This window comes from Streptomyces sp. SS1-1 (genome assembly GCF_008973465.1).
Taxonomy (GTDB): Bacteria; Actinomycetota; Actinomycetes; order Streptomycetales; family Streptomycetaceae; genus Streptomyces.
Genome location: NZ_WBXN01000004.1, coordinates 2,180,738 through 2,202,823 on the forward strand (window position 1 = coordinate 2,180,738; position 22,086 = coordinate 2,202,823).

18 protein-coding genes are annotated in these 22,086 nt (G+C 73.1%); 13 read left to right on the forward strand and 5 right to left on the reverse strand.

What is annotated here, in order from left to right:
• The first annotated feature begins 15 nt into the window (after positions 1 to 15).
• From mmsA to F8R89_RS11175, 6 genes are all read left to right on the forward strand, one after another.
• Positions 16 to 1,566 carry a multiple monosaccharide ABC transporter ATP-binding protein gene (mmsA, locus tag F8R89_RS11150; RefSeq protein ID WP_151783834.1) on the forward strand — a complete coding sequence of 517 codons (1,551 nt, stop codon included), beginning with the start codon at positions 16 to 18 and terminating at the stop codon, positions 1,564 to 1,566.
• Positions 1,563 to 2,807: a multiple monosaccharide ABC transporter permease gene (gene mmsB / locus F8R89_RS11155; RefSeq protein ID WP_151783835.1), complete on the forward strand. Its 1,245-nt coding sequence runs from the start codon at positions 1,563 to 1,565 to the stop codon at positions 2,805 to 2,807. The genes mmsA and mmsB overlap by 4 nt, the downstream gene beginning before the upstream one ends.
• Before the next feature lie 58 nt (positions 2,808 to 2,865).
• Complete coding sequence (locus F8R89_RS11160) at positions 2,866 to 4,017, forward strand: aldose epimerase family protein (RefSeq protein WP_151783836.1); 1,152 nt, start codon at positions 2,866 to 2,868, stop codon at positions 4,015 to 4,017.
• Positions 4,018 to 4,144: 127 nt separating this feature from the next.
• On the forward strand, positions 4,145 to 5,779 hold the full coding sequence (locus tag F8R89_RS11165) for a pyridoxal phosphate-dependent aminotransferase (protein ID WP_151783837.1): 1,635 nt from the start codon (positions 4,145 to 4,147) through the stop codon (positions 5,777 to 5,779).
• 106 nt (positions 5,780 to 5,885) lie between these two features.
• Positions 5,886 to 6,551 carry a DUF7019 family protein gene (locus F8R89_RS11170; RefSeq protein WP_151788069.1) on the forward strand — a complete coding sequence of 222 codons (666 nt, stop codon included), beginning with the start codon at positions 5,886 to 5,888 and terminating at the stop codon, positions 6,549 to 6,551.
• Between the two features lie 46 nt (positions 6,552 to 6,597).
• Positions 6,598 to 10,029, forward strand: a complete 3,432-nt coding sequence (locus F8R89_RS11175; RefSeq protein ID WP_192806094.1) for a serine/threonine-protein kinase — start codon at positions 6,598 to 6,600, stop codon at positions 10,027 to 10,029.
• A 54-nt stretch (positions 10,030 to 10,083) separates the two neighbouring features.
• On the opposite strand, the gene F8R89_RS11180 is transcribed toward F8R89_RS11175, so the two are convergent.
• Both F8R89_RS11180 and F8R89_RS11185 read right to left on the reverse strand, forming a co-directional pair.
• Positions 10,084 to 10,743 carry a DUF4360 domain-containing protein gene (locus tag F8R89_RS11180; protein WP_151783839.1) on the reverse strand — a complete coding sequence of 220 codons (660 nt, stop codon included), beginning with the start codon at positions 10,741 to 10,743 and terminating at the stop codon, positions 10,084 to 10,086.
• Positions 10,744 to 10,953: 210 nt separating this feature from the next.
• On the reverse strand, positions 10,954 to 12,462 hold the full coding sequence (locus tag F8R89_RS11185; protein ID WP_151783840.1) for an alpha-N-arabinofuranosidase: 1,509 nt from the start codon (positions 12,460 to 12,462) through the stop codon (positions 10,954 to 10,956).
• A 234-nt stretch (positions 12,463 to 12,696) separates the two neighbouring features.
• Between F8R89_RS11185 and F8R89_RS11195 the strand changes: the two genes are divergently transcribed.
• From F8R89_RS11195 to F8R89_RS11205, 3 genes are read left to right on the forward strand one after another with little or no spacing between them, the layout of a single operon-like run.
• Complete coding sequence (locus tag F8R89_RS11195; RefSeq protein ID WP_151783841.1) at positions 12,697 to 13,311, forward strand: toxin-antitoxin system, toxin component family protein; 615 nt, start codon at positions 12,697 to 12,699, stop codon at positions 13,309 to 13,311.
• Positions 13,308 to 14,543: an MAB_1171c family putative transporter gene (locus F8R89_RS11200; RefSeq protein ID WP_151783842.1), complete on the forward strand. Its 1,236-nt coding sequence runs from the start codon at positions 13,308 to 13,310 to the stop codon at positions 14,541 to 14,543. The genes F8R89_RS11195 and F8R89_RS11200 overlap by 4 nt, the downstream gene beginning before the upstream one ends.
• Positions 14,536 to 15,939, forward strand: a complete 1,404-nt coding sequence (locus F8R89_RS11205; RefSeq protein ID WP_192806095.1) for an NAD(P)/FAD-dependent oxidoreductase — start codon at positions 14,536 to 14,538, stop codon at positions 15,937 to 15,939. The genes F8R89_RS11200 and F8R89_RS11205 overlap by 8 nt, the downstream gene beginning before the upstream one ends.
• A 91-nt stretch (positions 15,940 to 16,030) precedes the next feature.
• Here F8R89_RS11205 and F8R89_RS11210 read toward each other — a convergent pair whose 3' ends face one another.
• Both F8R89_RS11210 and F8R89_RS11215 read right to left on the reverse strand, forming a co-directional pair.
• A complete protein-coding gene (locus F8R89_RS11210; protein WP_151783843.1) occupies positions 16,031 to 16,879 on the reverse strand; it encodes an SMP-30/gluconolactonase/LRE family protein in 849 nt (282 codons plus the stop codon).
• The gene (locus F8R89_RS11215; RefSeq protein WP_151783844.1) at positions 16,876 to 17,649 is read right to left on the reverse strand and encodes an IclR family transcriptional regulator; all 774 of its coding nucleotides are present in this window, start codon (positions 17,647 to 17,649) and stop codon (positions 16,876 to 16,878) included. The genes F8R89_RS11210 and F8R89_RS11215 overlap by 4 nt, the downstream gene beginning before the upstream one ends.
• A 186-nt stretch (positions 17,650 to 17,835) precedes the next feature.
• Here F8R89_RS11215 and F8R89_RS11220 point away from each other — a divergent pair, with 186 nt between their 5' ends.
• Positions 17,836 to 18,405 (forward strand): DUF2269 family protein, encoded by a 570-nt coding sequence (locus F8R89_RS11220; RefSeq protein WP_151783845.1) that lies wholly within the window; start codon positions 17,836 to 17,838, stop codon positions 18,403 to 18,405.
• A 238-nt stretch (positions 18,406 to 18,643) separates the two neighbouring features.
• Complete coding sequence (locus tag F8R89_RS11230; RefSeq protein ID WP_413251248.1) at positions 18,644 to 19,252, forward strand: hypothetical protein; 609 nt, start codon at positions 18,644 to 18,646, stop codon at positions 19,250 to 19,252.
• A 13-nt stretch (positions 19,253 to 19,265) separates the two neighbouring features.
• On the opposite strand, the gene F8R89_RS11235 is transcribed toward F8R89_RS11230, so the two are convergent.
• Positions 19,266 to 20,144: an ATP-grasp domain-containing protein gene (locus F8R89_RS11235; RefSeq protein WP_151783847.1), complete on the reverse strand. Its 879-nt coding sequence runs from the start codon at positions 20,142 to 20,144 to the stop codon at positions 19,266 to 19,268.
• A 133-nt stretch (positions 20,145 to 20,277) separates the two neighbouring features.
• Between F8R89_RS11235 and F8R89_RS11240 the strand changes: the two genes are divergently transcribed.
• On the forward strand, positions 20,278 to 21,339 hold the full coding sequence (locus F8R89_RS11240; protein WP_151783848.1) for a MerR family transcriptional regulator: 1,062 nt from the start codon (positions 20,278 to 20,280) through the stop codon (positions 21,337 to 21,339).
• 41 nt (positions 21,340 to 21,380) lie between these two features.
• The gene (locus tag F8R89_RS11245; RefSeq protein ID WP_151783849.1) at positions 21,381 to 21,989 is read left to right on the forward strand and encodes an O-methyltransferase; all 609 of its coding nucleotides are present in this window, start codon (positions 21,381 to 21,383) and stop codon (positions 21,987 to 21,989) included.
• The last annotated feature ends 97 nt before the right edge of the window (positions 21,990 to 22,086 follow it).

Sequence of the window (22,086 nt, forward strand, 5' to 3'; positions counted from 1 at the left end):
TTGGAAGGCACGACCATGGCGGGACCCGTCCTGGAAATGCGCTCGATCGTCAAGACCTTTCCCGGCGTCAAGGCGCTGTCGGACGTCACCCTGACCGTCCGGCAGGGCGAGGTCCACGCCATCTGCGGGGAGAACGGCGCCGGCAAGTCCACGCTGATGAAGGTCCTCTCCGGAGTCCACCCGCACGGCACCTACGAGGGGGACATCCTCTTCGAGGGCGAGGTCTGCGAGTTCAAGGACATCCGGGCGAGCGAGCAGCGCGGCATCGTCATCATCCACCAGGAGCTGGCGCTGTCGCCGTTCCTCTCCCTCGCGGAGAACATCTTCCTCGGCAACGAGCACGCCCGGGGCGGCTTCATCGACTGGCGGGAGACGCTGCGGCACGCCACCGAACTGCTGCGCCGGGTGGGGCTGTCCGACCACCCCGACACCCGCGTCGCCGACATCGGCGTGGGCAAGCAGCAGCTCGTGGAGATCGCGAAGGCGCTGTCGAAGAAGGTGAAGCTGCTCATCCTCGACGAGCCGACCGCGGCCCTCAACGACGAGGACAGCGGCAAGCTCCTGGACCTGATCCTGGAGCTGAAGAAGCAGGGCATCACCTCGATCATCATCTCCCACAAGCTCAACGAGATCCGCAGGGTCGCCGACTCGGTGACGATCCTGCGGGACGGGCGGACCATCGAGACGCTCGACGTGAAGGCCCCGGAGACCACCGAGGACCGGATCATCAGCGGGATGGTCGGCCGGGACCTGGAGCACCGCTTCCCCGAGCGCACCCCGCACGAGCCGGAGGAGGGCGCCGCCCCCGCCCTGGAGATCCGCAACTGGACCGTGCACCACCCGATCGACCAGCAGCGCAAGGTCGTCGACGACGTGTCGATCCAGGTGCGGCGCGGCGAGATCGTGGGCATCGCGGGGCTGATGGGCGCCGGCCGCACCGAGCTGGCGATGAGCGTCTTCGGGCGCACCTACGGCCGCTACCACGGCGGCACGGTCCTCAAGGACGGCAAGGAGATCCGCACCAAGTCCGTCCCGGAGGCGGTGAAGCACGGCATCGCGTACGTCACCGAGGACCGCAAGCACTACGGCCTGAACCTCATCGACACCATCAACCGCAACATCTCGCTCAGCGCGCTGGGCAAGGTCGCCAAGCGGGGCGTGGTCGACGAGCACGGCGAGCGGCAGGTCGCCGAGGGCTTCCGCAAGTCCATGAACATCAAGGCGCCGACCGTCTTCGAGCCGGTGGGCAAGCTGTCCGGCGGCAACCAGCAGAAGGTCGTCCTCAGCAAGTGGATCTTCGCGGGGCCCGATGTGCTGATCCTGGACGAGCCCACGCGCGGGATCGACGTCGGCGCCAAGTACGAGATCTACACGGTCATCGACCAGCTGGCCGCCCAGGGCAAGGCGGTCGTCTTCATCTCCTCCGAGCTGCCCGAGCTGCTCGGCATGTGCGACCGCATCTACACGATGGCCGCGGGCCGGCTGACCGGCGAGTTCTCCCGCGAAGAGGCCTCGCAGGAATCGCTGATGCGTCAGATGACGAAGGACAAAGAGGTAACCCGATGAGCACGGATGTGACCGCCAAGAGCCCGGCCCCCGCGCCGCCGGGGAAGAGCGCGCGGGACGGCGGCGACGGACTGCTCCAGCTGGTGCTGGAGGGCCTGCGCCGCAACATGCGCCAGTACGGCATGCTGATCGCGCTCGGCCTGATCGTGGTGCTGTTCGCCGTGTGGACCGACGGCGACCTGCTGCTGCCGCGCAACGTCTCCAACCTGGTGCTGCAGAACAGCTACATCCTGATCCTCGCGATCGGCATGATGCTGGTCATCATCGCCGGCCACATCGACCTGTCGGTGGGATCGCTGACGGCGTTCGTCGGCTCCATGGCCGCCGTGTTCATGGTCAAGCACGACATGCCCTGGCCGCTCGCGGTGCTGCTGTGCCTGGCGGTCGGCGCGCTCGCGGGCGCGGCGCAGGGCTTCTTCATCGCGTACGGCGGCATACCGTCGTTCATCGTGACCCTGGCGGGCATGCTGATCTTCCGCGGTCTGACGGAGATCTTCCTGGAGGGCCAGACCCTCGGCCCGTTCCCCGAGGGGCTGCAGAAGGTCGCCAACGGCTTCCTGCCCACGGTCGGCCCGGACACCAACTACCACAACCTCACGCTGCTGCTCGGCTTCGCGATGATCGCGGTCGTGGTCTTCCAGGAGTTCCGGGACCGCCGCCGGCAGCAGGAGTTCTCGCTGGACGTCCCGCCGTTCAACCTGTTCCTGCTGAAGCTGGTGGCGCTTTCCGCCGCCATCCTGACGCTGACGATGCTGCTCGCCAGCTACAAGGGCGCCCCGATCGTGCTGCTCATCCTCGGGGTGCTGCTCGTCGGGTTCGGCTACGTCATGCGCAACGCGATCATCGGCCGCCACATCTACGCCATCGGCGGCAACCTGCCCGCGGCCAAGCTGTCGGGTGTGAAGGACAAGAAGGTCACCTTCCTGGTCTTCCTGAACATGGGCATGCTCGCGGCCCTGGCGGGTCTGGTCTTCGCCGCCCGCTTCAACGCGGCCTCCCCCAAGGCCGGCCTGAACTTCGAGCTGGAGGCGATCGCGGCCTCGTTCATCGGCGGCGCGTCGATGAGCGGCGGTGTCGGCACCGTCCTCGGCGCGATCATCGGCGGTCTGGTCCTGGGTGTGCTGAACAACGGCATGAACCTCGTCGGCATCGGCACCGACTGGCAGCAGGTCATCAAGGGCCTGGTGCTGCTGGCGGCGGTCGGCTTCGACGTGTGGAACAAGCGCAAGGTCGGTTCGTAGGTCCACGCACGGGCCCCGCCGCTCCGGCGGGGCCCGCCTTCCTGAACAGGAGCCGCACATGGACATGAGCAGACGCACGGTCATCGCCGGTGCCGCGGCGGCGGGCATCACCGCCGCGACCCTCGGCGACGCGCACGCGCACGGCACGGGAGGCCGGGCCCCGGTCCGGTCCCTCTTCGGCACCCTCTCCGACGGCACGAAGGTCCACAGCTGGTCGCTCGCCAACGGCGGCACCCGGATGAAGGTCCTCTCCTACGGCGGCGTGGTGCAGTCCCTGGAGGTCCCCGACCGCCGGGGCCGGTACGCCAACGTCTCCCTCGGCTTCCGCTCCCTCGACGACTACGTCGCGTCGAGCCCGTACTTCGGCGCGCTGATCGGCCGGTACGGCAACCGGATCGGCAAGGGCCGCTTCACGCTCGACGGCAGGACGTACCAGGTCGACGTCAACGACGGCGAGAACAGCCTGCACGGCGGCGCCAAGGGGTTCGACAAGCGGGTGTGGGACGTCGAGCCGTTCACCAAGGGCACCGACGTCGGCCTGCACCTGTACTACACGTCCCTCGACGGCGAGATGGGCTACCCAGGCACCCTGCGCGTGAAGGTGACGTACACCCTCACCAAGTACGGCGACTGGCGCATCGACTACGCGGCCACCACCGACAGGGCGACCGTCGTCAACCTGACCAGCCATGTCTACTGGAACCTCGCCGGCGAGGGCAGCGGCACGATCGAGAACCACGAGCTGAAGATCGACGGCTCCCGCTACACCCCCGTCGACTCGGGCCTCATCCCGACCGGCGAACTGGCGCGCGTCGCCGGCACCCCCTTCGACTTCCGCCGTTCCAAGGCGGTCGGCGAGGACCTGCGCGAGCCCCACCAGCAGCTCCTGTACGGCCAGGGCATCGACCACAACTGGGTGCTCGACAAGGGGATCTCGCCGCGCCCGGAGTGGGTCGCCACGCTCAAGGACCCGTCCTCGGGGCGCACCCTGCGCATCGCGACGACCGAGCCGGGGCTCCAGTTCTACTCGGGGAACTTCCTCGACGGCACCCTGGTCGGCACGGGCGGCCGCGTCTACCGGCAGGGCGACGGACTGTGCCTGGAGACCCAGCACTTCCCGGACTCGCCGAACCGTCCGTCGTTCCCGTCGACGGTGCTGCGACCGGGCCAGACCTACCGATCCACGACGGTGCACTCGTTCACCCGCTGATTCAGCGGTGATTGAACGGCGTCATCCGAACCTCCGTATGTAGGGGCGGCCCGTGCTCCCCCGCGCGGGCCACCCAAGCACGACGGGCCCGGTCGTCCCCGCCGGGCCCGCCCCATACGGAGGTTCCATGGCCGACAACGTCACCTCGCTGTTCCGCAGCACCGCGGCACACAGCCCGTCGATGGCGGCGCTGACACGCGAGGGCGGCGACGGGGCCGGCCCGGTCGACTTCTGCATCCCCTGCAACCCGTACTTCCCGACGCCCGAGATGTTCGAGGACATGGCGGGGAAGCTGCGGGACATCATCACGTACTACCCGAGCAGCGCCGACACCATCACGGCCGAGCTGTGCAGCCTGCTCCAGCTTCCGCCGCAGTGCGTGGCGATGGGCAACGGCTCCACCGAGCTGATCACCTGGATCGACCATCTGATGGTCCGGGAGTCCCTGGCCATACCCGTCCCCACGTTCGGCCGCTGGACCGACCAGCCGATGGAGACGGGCAAGCGGGTCGACATGTTCCCGCTCCAGGAGTCCAGCGGGTTCGCCCTGGACCTCGCGCAGTACGCCGAGTTCATCCGGGCCAGGGGGACGCGGGTCGCGGTGATCTGCAACCCGAACAACCCCGACGGCGGCTTCCTGCACAAGCACGCCATCGTGCAGTTCATGGACGCCATGGCCGATCTGGACCTGATCGTCGTGGACGAGAGCTTCCTGGAGTTCGCGGACGCCGAGCAGGAGCCGTCGGTCGTCCAGGAGGCCATGCTGCGGCCCAACGTCATCGTGCTGCGCAGCCTCGGCAAGAACTTCGGCCTGCACGGCATCCGCTTCGGCTACCTGGTGGCCAACCCGGCGCTCGCCCGGATGGTCCGCTCGATGTTGCCGAAGTGGAACCTCAACTCCTTCGCCGAGCACGTGGTGTTCATGCTGAAGGACCATGGCGCCGAGTACGCGCAGAGCCTCCAGCAGGTGCGCAAGGACCGGCTGGAGATGGCGGGGGCCCTCTCGGCGCTGCCCGGTCTGACGGTGTACCCGTCCCAGGGCAACTTCCTCTTCGTGCGCCTCCCCGTCGGCGCCGAGGGCACCGTGGTCCGCGACCGGCTGCTCACCGAGCACCGGATCCTGGTCCGTGAGTGCGGCAACAAGATCGGTTCGTCCAGCCGCTTCCTGCGACTCGTGGTGCGCCCCCAGGTGGACGTGCGTCGCCTGGTGTCCGGCCTGGAGCAGGTGCTCTACGGGTCCAGGAGGGGAGCCGCCGTACCGGAGCTGAGCAACGGGACCAGCTACAGCTCGGGTACGGCGGCCGTGGACCGCCTGGTGGGCTCCACCAACGGGGCGGGCTTCACGGCCGTGCCCCAGCCGCAGCCGGCGCCCCAGCCGGTCCCGCAGGGCGGCGGCGCCCCCATGCCGGCCCCGATGCCGGTGGCTCCCGCGCCCGCACCCGCGCCCGCGCCGGTGGCTCCCGCACCCGCTCCCATGCCGGCGCCCGCCCCGGTACCGGCCGCGGCGGCCGCGGCCCCCGCGCCTGCCCCGGCTCCGCAGCCCACCCCGACCCCGATGCCGTTCCCGTCCCCGGTGGCGCCGGCCGCGACGATGGTGCCGCCCGGCCCGACCCCGCCCGGCGTGCCCGCGCGCGGCGGCCTCACCGCGGCCCAGGTCCGCGGCACCACGGGCCCGGTCCCGGGCCTCGCCCCGGCCCCGGCCACCGGCTGGCCCCAGGCCCAGAGCTGGCCGAACGCGGCGGGGATGGGGCAGACCGGGTAGCGGCCGCCCGCTCAACTCGAGCGGCGGTGGCGCGTCCTATGGTTAACCTGCTCATGGCAGTCATGCCGGGTGGCCCGTGTGGGACAGGACGACGACCGGGGGGATCGTGCGCTACTACGCGTATGTGTCCGAGGCGAAAGTGGACATGCTGTTCGGGCAGATCCCGCCCAGACTGCTGTCCGGTCTGGCGACCGAGCTGAAGGTCGATCTTCAGGTCGTCGGCCTGACGGTCCAGAAGGGCCCCGCCCAGGCGGGTCTGTATGGCCGGCTGGACATCGTCGAGGCGTACCTCGACCGCGACCACGACATCTCGTGGATGTCCGAGCCGTCGGCGTGGTTCCGCGGGGAGTGCGAGCTGCGGACGTCCGGGTTCGGCCCGGCCCCCGACGGGCCGCTCCTCATGATGGGCCGGGAGGCCGGGACGGTCGTCGCGCTCATCGGCTCGGCGCACCACCTCGTCGGGCGGCGCGTGCCTCCGGAGTCCGGTCTCATGGGTCACTCGATGCTCCCGTCCCTGTTCCGGCTGCTGCAGGAGGGCGCCGCCGACCGGCCGGCGACGGCCCCAGCGGGACCTCCTCGTGGCGAGTCGGCCCGGAGCAAGGAGGGGACGCTGCGCGAGGTCGCACGGCTCGACCGGGCCCTGCGCGGGCCGGGCGAGCCCTCCGAGTTCCTCGCACGCCGGCTGCTGTCGGGGCTGATCACCGACGATCAGGGACAGGAGCTGAACGTCGTCGTGGGCACACCGCTCTATGTGGCGCAGACGGACGAGTGACGCGGCGGGGCGCGCCCCGGGCGGGCGCGTCGATCCCCGTGCGACGGTGCCGGCGTCCCTCCGTGCGGACGGAACGGGCGGATCGGCGGACACCACCGGCGCCGTGTGGTCCCCGGGCGACACCGTCGACGGTCTGTACGAGGTGGGGGACGTCCTCGGGCAGGGGATGACAGGGGTGGTCCACCGGGTCCGTCATCTGGCCTGGAACACCGACCTCGCCGTCAAGACACCGCTCGCCGACGTGCTCGCGCACCGCGAGGACCGGGAGAGCTTCGTCCGGGAGGCCGAGACCTGGGTGTCGCTGGGGCTGCACCCGCACGTCTGCACCTGCCACTACGTGCGCTCGCTGGGCGGCGTCCCCCGCGTCTTCGCCGAGTACCTGGACGGCGGCAGTCTGCGCGACTGGATCGACGACGGCAGGCTGTACCGCGGCGGCTCCCGCAGGGTGCTGGCCCGGGTGCTCGACATCGCGATCCAGACGGCCTGGGGCCTGCGGCACGCGCACGAGCGCGGTGTGATCCACCAGGACGTCAAGCCGGCGAACATCGTCCTGGACTCCGGGGGCACGGCACGCGTCACCGACTTCGGCCTGGCGCGGACGGCGCGGGGGCGGGGCGGCACGACCGGACCGGGATCGCCGCCCGACGCCACGGTCCTGGTCACCGTGGGCGGCATGACCCCCGCCTACGCCTCGCCCGAGCAGGTGGCGGGCCGGCCGCTGGACCGGCGCAGCGACGTGTGGAGCTTCGCGGTCACCGTGCTGGAGATGTTCCTCGGCCGGATCACCTGGTTCGCCGGCCCGTCCGCCGCGGCGGTGCTCGCGGATCTCCGCCGGTGGGGCCGTGCGTACGGCGGCCGGCTCGCGATGCCGGAGCCGCTGGCCGAGGTGCTGGCGCAGTGTCTGCTGGAGGATCCGGCCGAACGGCCGCGCGGCATGGACGAGATCACCGCCCGGCTCCTCGACGTCCACGCGTCGCGGGTGGGCCGTTCCTATCGGCGTCCGGCTCCCGAATCGGTCCGGCTGCGGGCCGACGAGCTGAACAACCGCGGGCTGTCGCTGGTGGACCTCGGGCGGTTCGAGGAGGCCGAGGCGGCGTTCACCGAGGCCCTCGCGACGGACCCGCGGCACCTTGAGGCCACGTACGACTTCGGTCTGCTGCGGTGGCGGGCGGGGCGGCTGACCGACGACGCGCTCGTGCACGGCCTCGAGAGTGTGCCCGCCGCGACGGAGGCCGTCGCCCGGGTGAAGCGGCATCTGCTCGCCGAGGTGCACCTGGAACGCGGCTCCCTGGAGGACGCGCTGCCCCTGCTGGAGGAGGCGGCCCGCGACGAGCCGGAGAACGCGGAGGTACGGGCGGCCCTGGAGCACGCCCGCTCCGACGGCCTGGCGACCGCCGGCCCGCTGCACAGGTTCGGTCACACCGGGACGGCCACCTGCGATCTGAGTCCGGACGGGCGCCTGGCAGCGACCGGGGACGGGGAGGGACTGATCCGGCTGTTCGACGCGGAGACCGGCGAGCCTCTCGAGATGTTCCCCGCCCACAGCGGCGACGTGTTCTCGCTCTGTCTCGGCGGCGACGGAACGCTGATCCTCTCGGCGGGGGTGGAGCAGGTGTACGGCGGCCGGCATCACACGGTGCGCCTGTGGGACACGGAGGCGGGCGCGTGCGTCTGGGAGCACGTGAGCGACACGACCGTGCATTCCGTCCGGTTGAGCGCCGAGGACCAGCTGCTCGTGTTCGGCACCGGCGGCCCGATGGTCCGCATGTGGGACTCGGAAGGCAACTGGTGCGCTCTCGGCGACTCCTCCGCGCTGTTCACACTCGACGTGCATCCCGTCTGGCCGAGCGCCGACGGGCGGGCGGTGCTGTCCGCGAGGCTGGACGGCGTGCTCGGGCTCTGGGAGGCGGCGAGCGGCCGCTGTCTGCGCACGTTCGAAGGTCACGACCGGTCCGTCGGCGCGGTGTGCATGAGCGAGGACGGCACTGTGGCCGTTTCGGGCTCCGATGACGGCACCGTCCGGGTGTGGGAGGTCGCCACGGGCCGCTGCCTGCGCGTCCTGTCCGGGCACACGGACTCGGTGGCGGCGGTCCGGCTGAGCGCCGACTCCCGGACGGTCGTCTCCGGGGGGCGGGACACCACCGTACGGCTGTGGGACGTGACCACCGGCCGGTGTCTGCGCACGTTCGACGGGCACACCGGTGCCGTGCGCGCGGTCGCCGTCAGCGCGGACGGTCGCCGGGTGCTCTCCGCCGGTGAGAACGGTGACGTCCGGGTGTGGGGGACACGGGGGGACGACCGCCACGTGGCCCCGCTCCGGCCGAGCCGGCCGCGCTCGCACGCCGAGCTGGCCGGACTGGACCTGCGCGTGGAACGCCTGCTCGACTCCGCCGAGCGCCACCTCGCCGCCGGACAGTGGGCCGCGGCCCGTCGGCAGGTGGAGAAGGCCCGGTCCTCCCCGCGTCACGAGCGCCATCCGCGGGCGCTGGACGCCTGGCACGCCCTCTCGCTCTCCTCGGTGCGGGTGGGAGTACGGGCGGTCTGGCAGGCCAGGGCACTGGAGGGGCACACCGACCGGGTGCACTCCGTGTCGGCGAGCGCCGACGGGCGGCTGGTGCTGTCGGGCGGCTGGGACGGCACCGTCCGGCTCTGGGAGGCGTCGACCGGCCGCTGTCTGCGGGTGTTCGAGGGCCGCAACGGACAGGACGCGAGTGGTCTCGGCGCCGACGGCCGGCTCGCGCTCATCCGGTCCGACGACGGCGTCGTGCACCTGAGCGAGGCGGAGAGCGGCCGGGTCCTGCACCGTCTGGAGACACCCCCGGGGGTCCACGGCTCGGTGTCGATGGGTGCCGGGGACCGGCTGGCCCTCGTCGGCCGGGGAGGCGGAGACGCCGCGACGACGGTGGTGTGGGAGCTGGAGACCGGGCACGTGCTGCACACCCTGGAGGGGAGGGTGAGCGGCGGTCCCGGTGGGCTGAGCGCGGACGGAAGGCTGGCACTGACGCTCGGCCGGGGCGGCACCGTGCGGGTCTGGGACGTGGAGACGGGTCTCGACCTGCACCGGCTGGAGACGCCGTCCTCGCCGGGCGCGGCGGCGCTGAGCGCGGACGGCGCGTTCGTGCTCACCGGCGGCGCGGATCACGTCATGCGGCTCTGGGCTCTTCCCTCGGGGCTGTGTGTGCGCTCCTTCGCCGGGCACACCGGCGCGGTCCACGCGGTGTGCTGGAGCGCCGACGGCCGCTACGCGCTCTCGGGGAGCTGGGACGGCTCCGTGCGGTTGTGGGACGTGACCGACGGCTCCTGCCTGCAGACCCTCAGAGGACACACGGGTGAGGTCGCCGCGGCCGTCCTGAGCGCCGACGGGCGCTTCGCCGTCTCCGGGGGTGCCGACCAGGTCGTACGACTGTGGGAGATCGACTGGGAGCTGGACGTCCGGCGGCCCGCCGGCGGTGGCGGCGGGAAGCCTCCGTCCGTGTGAAGGCCGGCCCCGGCGGGAGGTGGCGGGGCCGGCCGTGTCCGTGCGGGGCGGGGGCTACTTCTTCGGGCACTCCTTCCAGGCCAGGTGGTAGACCGTGCTGATGTCGCCGTCGGTGGAGTCCATGGTCATGAAGCTGACCTTGTTCGGGGAGGACGAGCCGAGGTTGACGCGCAGCTCGGTGTTGATGTTGAAGTTGCGCTGGACTCCGCAGGGCGCCCAGACCAGTTGCGCCCAGTCGGTCTCGTCGGTGGCCTGCCAGTTGTCGTTGAGCGGGCCGTTGAAGGGGTGGTTGCGGAACTGGGTGCTCGGGGAGCCCTGGAAGTAGTACGAGGCCCGCTGCATGGCGTTGGCGCCGGGCTGGAGGGCGGCGAAGCCCCGGTAGTCGGCGCTGGCGATGGCGTACGTGAACCCGCCGGGGACGTGCACGACCAGGCTGAGCTGGCAGTTCTTGCGGAACGCCGTCGGGTCGGAGTTGCCGCCGACCTGGGCGAGGTAGTCGCTGTAGGTCACGGTGAAGGCGGTGTTGTCCTCGGACACGGCGACCGCCGTGGTGCCCTGGGGACAGCCGGAGCCGTTCACGGTGGCGACCTTGATGACGATCTTGTCCGGCGGCGGGTCCTCGAACGCCGGGTCCGCGTGGGCGGGCAGGGCCGCGGTGAGCAGGGCGGTCAGCGCGCCTCCGCTCAGCAGCAGTCTCAGGAGTCCACGTGCCATGGATCTCTCCTCGGGATGGGGGGTGGCTGCGCCCCCGGCCCGGCCCACCCTGGTTGAACCCTTGAAGAAAAGGTGGGGTTTCTGTGAAGGCCGGAGGCGTACGCATCGTAGGGGGCGGAAAGCGCCCTCCACAGGGGCCAACTCCGGCCATTTATATGGTAGTTGAAGGTAAATCGACTGTAGTGTGCAGCCGTCGCCCCCCGGCCCGGCTCAGGCCAGCCGGATCACGTTCCAGGAGAGCGGTTCCAGCACCGCCGTGAGCCGGCCGTCCCGCACCGCCGCGCCCTCGACGGCGTGCGGCAGGACCCGCTCGGGGTCGTCCAGGGTGTTGCGGGCGTCCGGGTCCGCGTCCGCGAGGGCGCTGTGCTCCACCACCCGGGTCACGTCGAGGCCGCGCAGGTCCACCTCCAGCGGAAGCGGCCCGCTCCGGCCGCGGTTGACCGCGAAGACGGTGACCGAGCCGTCCTCGGCGCGGACCGCGGTGGCGTGCAGCAGGCCGACCTCGCCGTACTTGCGCGTCGTGTACGTCGGCGTGTCCACGCGGACGACCAGCACCTGACCGCGGCCGTACCGCGCGGCCTGCGCGAAGGGGAAGAACGTCGTCTGGCGCCACGCCGGGCCGCCCGGCTCGGTCATGATCGGCGCGATCACGTTCACGAGCTGCGCGAGGCAGGCGACGGCGACCCGGTCGGCGTGCCGCAGCAGGGCGATGAGCAGCGAGCCGAGGACGACGGCGTCCGTGACGCTGTAGCTGTCCTCCAGCCGGCGCGGGGCCTCGGGCCACTCGTCCTGCGGGAAGGTCTTCGAGCGGGCCACCCACTCGGGCAGGTACCAGACGTTCCACTCGTCGAAGGACAGCGTGATCCGCTTGCTCGACTTCAGCCGCGCGCCCACGTGGTCGGCGGTGGCGACGACCTCCTCGATGAAGGACTCCATGTCGACGGCGGAGGCGAGGAAGGAGTCGACGTCGCCGTCCTCGGGCCAGTAGTAGGCGTGCAGCGAGATGTGGTCGATCAGCTCGTACGTCTCCTCCAGGACGGTCGCCTCCCACGCGGCGAAGGTCGGCATGGACCGGCTGGAGGAGCCGCAGACGACGAGTTCGGTGCCGCCGTCGAACTGGCGCATGGCGCGGGCCGTCTCCGCCGCGATCCGGCCGTACTCGCGGGCCGTCTTGTGCCCGGTCTGCCAGGGGCCGTCCATCTCGTTGCCGAGGCACCACAGCCGGATGCCGAAGGGGTCCTTGTCGCCGTGCGCGATCCGCAGGTCCGACAGGGCGGTGCCCCCGGGGTGGTTCGCGTACTCCTGGAGCTCCAGCGCCTCGGCGACGCCCCGCGTGCCGAGGTTGACCGCCATCATGGGCTCGGCGCCCGTCTTGCGCAGGAAGTCCTGGTACTCGGAGAGGCCGAAACGGTTCGTCTCGATGGAGTGCCAGGCCAGGTCGAGACGGCGGGGGCGCTCGTGCACGGGGCCCACGGAGTCCTCCCAGCGGTAGCCGGAGACGAAGTTGCCGCCGGGGTAGCGCACGACGGTGACGCCGAGCTCCCGGACGAGGTCGAGGACGTCCTGGCGCAGCCCCCGCTCGTCGGCGGTGGGGTGGTCCGGCTCGAAGACGCCGGTGTAGACGCAGCGGCCGAGGTGCTCGACGAAGGAGCCGAAGAGCCGGGGGTCGACGTCGCCGACGGTGAAGGCGGGGTCGAGGGTGAAGCGGGCGGTGGTCATGGGCGCCTCTCGGGATGCGGGCGGGCTGCCGTCTGTACGAAATACCGAACTGCGTGCGTGACTTCGGACGGGACCGTAAGGTGCAAGCGCTTGCCCGTCAATGCCCTGGAAAGGATCCCGGAGCGGCGGTCGTTCGCCGTTGAACGACGGTCGCCGGACCGCATGACGGGGACACCGGGGGCCGCGTAGGCTCGAACAGCCCGTCGAGGCGGCGGGGGGGGAACAGGGGGTGCGATGGACATCGCGGGCGCGCGCACGACGGCGGCCCGGGTCGCTTCGGCGCTACGGCTGCGGCGTGCCCACACCGGCGTCGCGATGCGGCACCTGATCCGCGACCTGAGCGCCGCCGTCCGCTCCGGGGACCGCGCCCCGGCCGGAGTACGCGAGGTGTGCCACGCGCTGTGCGCGCGGATGAGCGCCCGGCGCGGCGGCCGGCCCGTCGAACTGCGCTTCGAGCGCTTCCCCGACGAGATCGAGGTGACCGGACTCTGGGTGGAGTTCCAGGACTTCGACCTCGTCATCGTCGAGGAGCGCGCCGAATCGGTCCAGCAACTGGTGATCCTGGGCCACGAGTTGTGGCATCTGCACGCCGGGCACCGGCACCACCACCACGGCGTCGGCACCGCCGCCGCGCACGCCCTCGCCGGGCGGCCCGGCTGGGACGACGTGGCCCTCACCGTGGCCGCGCGCGACGGCTCCCGGCAGACCGACGAGGCGGAGGCCGACGACTTTGGGCACCGGCTGGCCGCCGCCGTACGGACCCTGGTGGCCGGCGAGGGACAGGGCGCCTCGGCCGACCCGGTCCACCGCTCGCTCGGCTATCGCGGACGCGGAGGCAGGACGCGGTGAACCACCCGCAACTGGCGGAGAGCCCGGTCGAGTTCCTCTCCGGCCTCTACATCTCCTTCTGGCTCCCCGGTCTCGTCCTCGGCGCGGCCCTGGCGATCAAGCTGCCCAGCATCGTGAAGCTGTGGCGCGATCCGCTGCTGCGGGCCGTGGGCGGTCTGCTGCTGCTCGCCTGCATGGTGTTCGTCTTCGCGGCCCCCGGCACCATCGCCTGGACCAACCGGGTCGTCGGCGTCCCCAACATCGCCGCGCCCTGGGTGTACTCCCTGATCACCGCGCTGTCCGCGTCCTGGCTGCTGCTCGTGGTGCACTGGCGCGGCGGCGGCCACACCGACCGCCGGGAGCGGACCCGGCGCGCGACCCGCTGGGTGGTCTCCGTGTACGCGACCGTCGTGGTCGCGCTGTGGGTGCTGTTCGCGCTCGCCGACGTCCCCGTGGAGCAGATCGAGGACCTGGACACCTACTACGCGTCCACGCCGTTCATGCGCGAGGAGATCCTCCTCTACCTGATCGTGCACACGGTGGCCTGTCTCATCACCGCCCGGCTGATCTGGACCTGGATCCGCACCGAGGGCCTGGACGGCTGGCTGCGCTGGGGGCTGCGGTTCCTCAGCGTCGGCTATGTCACCAACCTGGCGTTCAGCGCGGCCAAGTTCACCGCGATCATCGCCCGCTGGACCGGGCACGACCTGGACTGGCTGAACACCAACGTCGCCCCGTCCGCCGCCTGTATCGGCGCCACGATGGTCGCCGTCGGCGTGATCGTCCCGCACGCCGGACAGTACCTCCAGGAGCGGCTGCTGGTCCGGCGCCGGCGCCGTGCGCTGGGACCGCTGGCCCGGCTGCTGCGGCCGGTCGCCGGCCGGCACGAGCCGTTCGTGCTGCGGGCCGCGCCGGAGATCCGGCTGATCCGCCGCGAGACCTACATCCGGGACGCGCTGCTCCAGCTCTCCCGCCATCTCGACGACGATCTGCGCCGGCGCGCCCACGCCGCCGCCCTCGCACTCGGCGCCGGTCCGGACCGGGCCCAGGCGCTGGCCGTCGCCGTGACGATCCTCGACGCCGTCGAGAGCGGCCGCCGGGTCCCGGACGGCGACGGCGCCGCCGAGCCCGACACCACCTATCTGCTGCGCGAGATCCACGCCGTCTCCGGCGTCCTGCGCAGGCCCGACGAGATCAAGGCGGTCCGCGCCCGCGCGGCCGTCCCGGCAGAGAGCATGTCCGCGCATGAGTGAACGTCCCTCCCCCGCCAGAGTCGCCGTGGTCCTCGGGGGATCGCATACCGGCATGCTCGCGGCGCGGGCCCTGGCCGGGTCCGCCGACCGGGTGGTCGTGGTGGAGCGCGACGTGCTGCCCGCCGGACCCGACCCGCGCAAGGGCCTGCCGCAGTCCCGCCATGTGCATCTGCTGTGGTCGGGCGGGGTGCTGGCGATGGAGGAGCTGCTGCCGGGCGTCGGCGAGGCGCTGCGCGCGGCCGGGGCCCGCCGGGCGCCGATCACCACGGACATGGTCGCGCTGTCGCCGCGCGGCTGGTTCCGGCGCTGGCCCGAGTCGCACCACATCGTCCTGGCCGGGCGGGACCTGCTCGACGCGACGGTCCGCTCGCTCGTCCTGGCCGACGAGCGGATCGAACTGCGCGACGGCACGGAGGTCGTGGACCTCCTCGGCGACGCGCGGGCGGTCACGGGCGTACGGCTGCGGGGGCGCGACGGGCGGGAGAGCACCCTGGAGGCAGGGCTGGTCGTGGACGCCACCGGCCGGGGTTCGGCGGCGCCGCGCTGGCTGGCCGCGCTCGGGCTTCCCGCGCCGGTGCGGCGCGAGGTCGACTCCGGGCTCGCGTACGCCAGCCGGCTGCACCTCGCGCCCGAGCCGGCCCGGGACGGCTTCCCGGTGGTCAACGTGCAGGCCGACCCGCGCGCGGGCGGCCCCGGCCGGGCGGGGGTGCTGCTGCCCATCGAGCACGGCCGCTGGCTCGTCACGCTCAGCGGCACCCGGGGCGGCGAACCGGGCTCCTCCGACGACGACTTCGCGCGGTTCGCCCGCGAGGAGCTGCGGCACCCGGTCATCGGCGACCTGCTCGCGCGGGCCGAACCGCTCTCCGGCGTCTCCTTCACACGGACCACGGCCAACCGCCGCCACTACTACGAGCGGATGCCGGCCTGGCCGGAGAACTTCACCGTCCTCGGCGACGCGCTGGCCGCGTACAACCCGGTGTACGGGCACGGGATGGCGGTCGGGGCGCAGAGCGCGCTGATCCTGCGCGAGACGGTCCGGCGGCACGGCTGGGGCGCGGCGGGGCTGGCCCGGCGGATCCAGAAGGCCGTGGCGCGGCCGGTCGGGGCGGCCTGGGACCTGGCGATCGGCCAGGACGTGTTCTACCCGGGCGCCACGGAGACCGGGCCGACCCTGCGGGACCGGCTGGTGGCGGGGTACGTGGACCGGCTGATGCACACGGCCACGGGCAACGGGCGCATCGCCCGCCGCGTCACCGATGTGACGTCGCTGGAGCGGCGGGCGGAGGTGCTGCTGAGCCCGTCGGTGCTGCTGGCGGCGGCGGTGGGGCCGTTGAAGCCCCGGCTCACCGGGCCGCCGCTGACGGCCGAGGAGAGGAAGAACGCGGGCCTCTCCTAAGGGCTGTCCCGTAGGACGTGTCCGCGAAGTCCCGCCTGGCTCGCCACGCCCTCCGGGCGCACGACGCCACTTGCGGAACACGCCCTCGGCGCTATCCCGCGAAGGCCGGCTGCGCCTGCCCCTTGCCCGCGCCCGGCACCACGAACAGGGAGCCGGCCAGGGGCGGGGGCGCGTCCAGGCCGACCCGGGCCGTGGTGACGTACAGGTCGGTCAGGCCGGGTCCGCCGAACGCGCACGCCGTCACGCGGGGCACCGGGAAGGTGATCACCCGGTCCAGCGTCCCGTCAGGGGTGTACCGGCGTACCGCGGAGCCGTCCCACAGGGCCACCCAGACGGCGCCCTCGGCGTCGACGGTCAGCCCGTCCGGGAAGCCGGCGCCGTCCTCGATCCCGGCGAAGGGCCGCCGGTTCGTCACCCGGCCGCCGTCGTGGTCGAAGACGTCCACCCGGCGGGTCGGCGTGTCGATGTAGTACATGAGGCGTCCGTCGGGGCTCCAGCCGGTGCCGTTGCTCACCGTCACGTCGTCGAGGACGACCTCCGCCGTGCCGTCGCCGGTGATCCGGGACAGGGTGCCGCCGCCGGGCGCCTCGTCGTAGCGCATGGTGCCGGCCCACAGCGAGCCGTCGGGGGCGACGGCGGCGTCGTTGGCGCGGCGGCCGGGCACCGGCTCGTGGTGCAGCCAGCGGAAGCCGCCGTCCGGGTCCAGCAGGCCCACGCCGTCCCGCAGGTTCAGCACGAGTCCGCCGCCCGCGCGGGGCTTGACGGCGCCGACGTGCTGCGGGGCGGTCCGCACGGAGCGGTGCCCGGAGGCGGGGTCGTAGGTGTGCACACGGGAGTTGAGGATGTCGATCCACAGCAGGTGACCGGCCGCGGGGTCCCAGGTCGGGCCCTCGCCCAGCTCGGCCTCGGCCCGCACCGCCACCTCGTACGCCGCGCTCATGCCGCACCCCGGTGGCCGAGGCGCTCCGACAGCTCGGCGGCACCCTTCACGGCGAGCTGCTCCAGCTCGGCGCGGCGCTCCTCGCTCCAGCGGATCATGGGGACGGAGATGGACAGGGCGGCGACGACCTGCCCGGTGCGGTCCCGTACGGGCGCCGCCACGCAGGAGACGTCCGGGTTGGACTCGCGGTTCTCGACGGCGATCTGCCGCTCGCGGATCCCGGCGAGGGCCTCTCGCAGCACGGCCGGGTCGGTGATGCTGTTCGGTGTCATCGCGGCGAGTGCGGCGCCGTCGGGGAGGCGGGAGGCGAGCTCCGCCTCGGGGAGGGAGGCGAGCAGCATCTTGCCGACCGACGTGCAGTGGGCGGGCAGCCGGCGCCCGGCGGCGGACACCATGCGCACGGCGTGCGTCGAGTCGACCTTGGCGATGTAGATGACGTCGGTGCCCTCCAGGATGGCCACGTGCACGGTCTCGTCGCAGGTCTCGGCGACGGACCGGGCGACCTGCTGGCCCTCGGCGGCGAGGTCGAGCTGCTCGGCGTACCGGCTGCCGAGCTGGTACGGCCGTACGCCCAGCCGGTACCGGCCCGGCTGGCCCGGCACCTGCACGATGTACGACCGGGCGGCGAGGGTGGTGACGAGCTCGTGCACGGTGGTGCGCGGCAGCTGGAGCCGGCGCACGATGTCGGGGGCGGAGAGCGTGCCGTCCCCGTCGAGGAAGAGCTCGAGGATGTCCAGAGCCCGGGTCACGGCAGGTACGAGGCGTCCCACGTCCGGCCTCCTCCTTGGTGTCGAAGAGGCTGCGTTCGATATTTCAACAGCCGATCGGAATGACGAACACAGGCTAGTCGGAGCCCTACCGCCCGGCAATGGCCGCGCGCCTACTCCCTCGCCAGTACGCCGGGTTACTCCCGCCGTCAGACGCCTCCGGGGCTGTTCCGCGGCAGCGTGGTGCCCATGTCGTCCACCGCTTCCCCCACCGCCACGAGGCTGAGCCGCCCGGCCCGCCGGGGCCTCCTCGTCGTCCATGTCATCGCCTCCGCCGGCTGGCTCGGGCTCACGCTCGGACTGCTGGCGCTCGGGACCACCGCGGCGACCACCGGGTCCGCGGCGGCCGTGGAGGCGTCCGTGCGGGCCATGAAGCTGTTCGCCGACTGGCTGCTGCTGCCGCTCGCCCTGCTCACCCTGGTCAGCGGGCTCGTGCTGTCGCTGGGCACGCACTGGGGGCTGGCCCGGCACCGCTGGGTGTACACGAAGTTCTGGCTGACGCTGGCCACCACCGCGGCCACCGCCCTCGTCCTGCGGCCCGCCGTGAACGACGCCGTCGCGGGGGTCGCCGCGGGCGGGCCGCTGCCGGACACGCAGGACGTCCTGATGGGCCCGGTGGTGTCGCTGTCCGCGTACGTCTTCATGACGGTGATCTCGGTACTGAAGCCCTGGGGCCTGACCCGGCGCGGACGCCGGCAGCGCGAGGAGGCGTCCCGCGCCCGGTCCGGCGCGGGCCGGCGGGTCCGCCAGGACGCCTGACGGGCCGCTGTCGGGGCGTCTTGCCCAGGACGCCCGTCAACCGCCGGGCGCGCGGGCCCGGTTCGGGTTCGAAACGCCGGTTCCACGGAGCCGAGCCGCCGCCTCCGGCGCTCGTACGTCGTCGCGCTGGGCCTGCCGCGCCGGGTGCCGCCGTTCCGCGGGCCCCGCCACGTCAACTCGGTGCTGTTCCGGCCCGACGGCCGCCGTCCCGGCGGACCGGTGCGCGACCATGGGTCCCATGCCCTCCGGAAAGCGCCCCGCCGGCGGACCGCACGCCGCCGGTCCGTTCACCCCCCTGCACTTCCAGCTCGTCCTGCTGCGCCGGATGGCCGACCACAACCCCGGTCTCGTCGAGGACGCACGCCGTGAGCTGGGGGTGTCCCTCGCCGAGATGCGCGAGGCGAACAAGCGCTGGCAGGCGATGGTCCGCTCGCCCCGGGCACGCGGCTCCGCCGCCCGCTACCGCTCGGTGCTGGGCGCGCCCGAGTCGGTGGTGTCCCGCAGGGTCGGCGACCTGGACTGCGAGGCGTGGCGGTGGCCGGTGCCGCTGTGGCCGACGCTGCGCTTCGAGGTGCTGCTCGCACCGGGCGGGGCGGTGTGGAACGAGTGGCTGGTGCGCGCCCCGGACGCCCCGGCGCCGGTGCTGCGCACCCTGGACGACCTGACGCCCTGGTCGTGCACGGTCGACGAGGCGGCCCGCGCCTTCGCGCCGGCCCGCCCGCTGGAGGGCAGCGCCCCGACCCGCTGGGGCCTGGCGTTCACGGCACCGGACGGCTCGGGGGCGCGGCGGCAGGTGACCGCCGAGTTCACGTGGGGGCTGTTGCAGCGGGTGGCGGTCGCCGACTAGGGCGAAACACGCCTTAGGCCGTGCCCGCGGCGGCCAGGATCGCTTCGGTCACCGGGGCCACCGAGCCGGGATGCACGGACAGGAAGAGGTTCGGCTCCACGAGTTCGAGTTCCATCACCTGAGGCAGCCCGTCGTCCCCGTCGACGAGGTCCACGCGCGCGTACAGCAGCCCGGCCGCGTCCGGTACGGCCGCCAGGGCGCGCTCGGCGACCGAGAGTTCGGCCGGGGTGGGCGTCCAGGGCTCGAGGCCGGGGTGGGCGACCTTGCGCTGGTCGTAGGGGGTGCCGGAGGTGAGGACGGCGCCCTTGCGGCTGGCGTGCAGCAGGCGCCCGCCGTAGAACTGCAGGGCCCGCTCGCCGCCGGTGTCGATGGCGCGGACGTAGGGCTGGACCATCGCGGTGAGGCCGTCGGCGTGCATCCGGGCGAGCTGCCGCAGCGCGGTGCCGTGCTCGTGCGGCGCGTACCGGGCGGCGAACCGGGCGCCCGCGCCGGACGTGGGCTTCACGACGAACTCGTGCCCGCCGGGCAGGCCGGGGGTGTCACCGGGGGTCACGTACCGGGTGGGGACGACGGGGACGCCGGCCGCCGCGAGGTCGCCGAGGTAGCGCTTGTCGGCGTTCCAGCGGACCACGGCCGCCGGGTTGGCGAGCCGGGTCGCCGCGCCGCACCGCCCGGCCCAGTCCAGGAACTCGGCGGCCCGCCAGCTGTAGTCCCACGTGGAGCGGATCACCGCGAGGTCGTAGGCGCCCCAGTCGACGCCATCGTCGTCCCAGAACACGGCGTCGGCGCCGGCGCCCGCCTCGCGCAGGGCCCGCACCAGCACCGGCAGGTCCCGGTCCTCGCTGACGTCGGGCCGGGGACGGCAGGTGACCAGGGCTATGCGGGGCGGCACGACGGTTCCTCCGGGCTGGGGGGCGTTGCGATGCGCAGGCTAACAAGCGCGCCGGAGGGAACCGGTACGGGCCGCTTGACCTTCCCCTTCGGGGAAGCCACAGCATCGGTGCGAACGGACGAGGGGGAACCGGATGCGTGAGGACGAGCTGACGATCGGGGCCTTCGCGCGGGCCTGCCGGCTGTCGCCCAAGGCCCTGCGGCTCTACGACGAGCTGCGGCTGCTGCGGCCGCACCGGGTCGACCCGGACACCGGCTACCGCTACTACGCGGTGGGCCAGTTGGAGCGGGCCCGGCTGGTGGCGTGGCTGCGCCGGCTGGGGATGCCGCTGGCCCTCATCCGCGAGGTGTGCGCGCTGCCTCCGGCCGCCGCCGCCCGGGAGATCCGCGCCTACTGGGCGCGGGTCGAGGCGGACACGGCCGCGCGGCGCGATCTCGCCGGGTTCCTCGTCGGACAGCTGCTGACGGAACCGAGGAAGGACGACACCATGCTGGAACTGCGCTACAGCGCTCGCTCGGACCGGGGCCTGGTCCGCCCCGCCAACCAGGACACCGCCTACGCGGGCGGCCGACTGCTCGCGGTGGCCGACGGCTTCGGCCCGGCGGGCGCGCCCGCGAGCGCCGCCGCCGTGGAGGCGCTGCGCTTCCTGGACACGGACGAACTCCCGGCGGGCAACGTGCTGAACGTGCTGGAGGACGCGGTCCGGGGTGCCACGGAGGCGGTCCGGGACGCGGCCGACGGCGGCGATGAGGCGGGGACGACGCTGACGGCCCTGCTGTGGACGGGGTCGCGGCTGGCGCTGGTGCACATCGGGGACAGCCGCGCCTATGTGCTGCGCGACGGCGCCCTGTTCCGCATCACCGAGGACCACACGATGGTGCAGTCGCTGATCGACGAGGGCCGGCTGACCCCGGAGGAGGCCGTCACGCACCCGCAGCGATCGCTGCTGGTGAAGGCCCTGTCCTCCGGTGCCCGGCCCGATCTGCGGCTCCAGGACGCCCGGCCCGGCGACCGCTACCTGCTCTGCTCGGACGGCCTGACCACCGCCGTCCCCGACGCCCGCGTCCGTGAACTGCTCGCCTCCGCCGGGGACCCGGACGACACCGTACGGGCCCTGATCGAGGCGGCGATGCAGGCCGGCGGCCCGGACAACGTCAGCTGTGTGGTGGCGGACGTGGTCGGCCGCGCGGCTTGATCACGCCCCCGGCGGGCGGCCGGTACGGCAGGATCGGGGCCATGTCGCTCGCCGGAACGGACGCCCACGCCACGGAAGTTCGGCTTCCGCCGCTCGTGGAGCGCGCCCTCGCCGTGGCCCGCGCCCATGGGTTCGTCCACTCCTGCCGCCCGGAGCAGGGCCGGCTGCTGTACGCCCTCGCGGGCGGCGCAGGGCGGCTGATCGGTGAGACGGGCACGGGCTGCGGGGTGGGCCTGGCCTGGCTCGCGGAGGGCGCCCGGCCGGGGGTGCGGCTGGTCAGCGTGGAGCGGGACGCCGAACGGGCGCGGCTCGCCGCCGAGGTGTTCGCCGAGCGGCCCGAGGTGGAGATCCTGCACGGCGACTGGCGGCGGATCGCGGAGCGGGGGCCGTACGACCTGCTGGTGCTGGACGGGGGCGGTGCCGCCAAGGGCGGGGACGGCGTGGCCGACCCGGTCCGGCTGCTCGTGCCGGGCGGCCGGGTCGTCGTCGACGACTTCACCCCGGCCACCGGCTGGCCCCCGCGGTACGGCGGTGAGGTGGACCGGCCCCGGATGCACTGGCTGCGGCACCCGGCGCTGGACACGGTGGAACTGCCGCTCGCCGGGGACCTGGCGGCGCTGGTGGGGGTGCGGCGCCGGGACCGGGGCTGACGCACGTCGGCGTGCCGGGGCCCCCTTCCGGCCGCCGCGCCCGGCGTGGACCGGGGGCGTTTCTTCCGGCGGCGGATGGTGTACGGAGGAAGCGTGG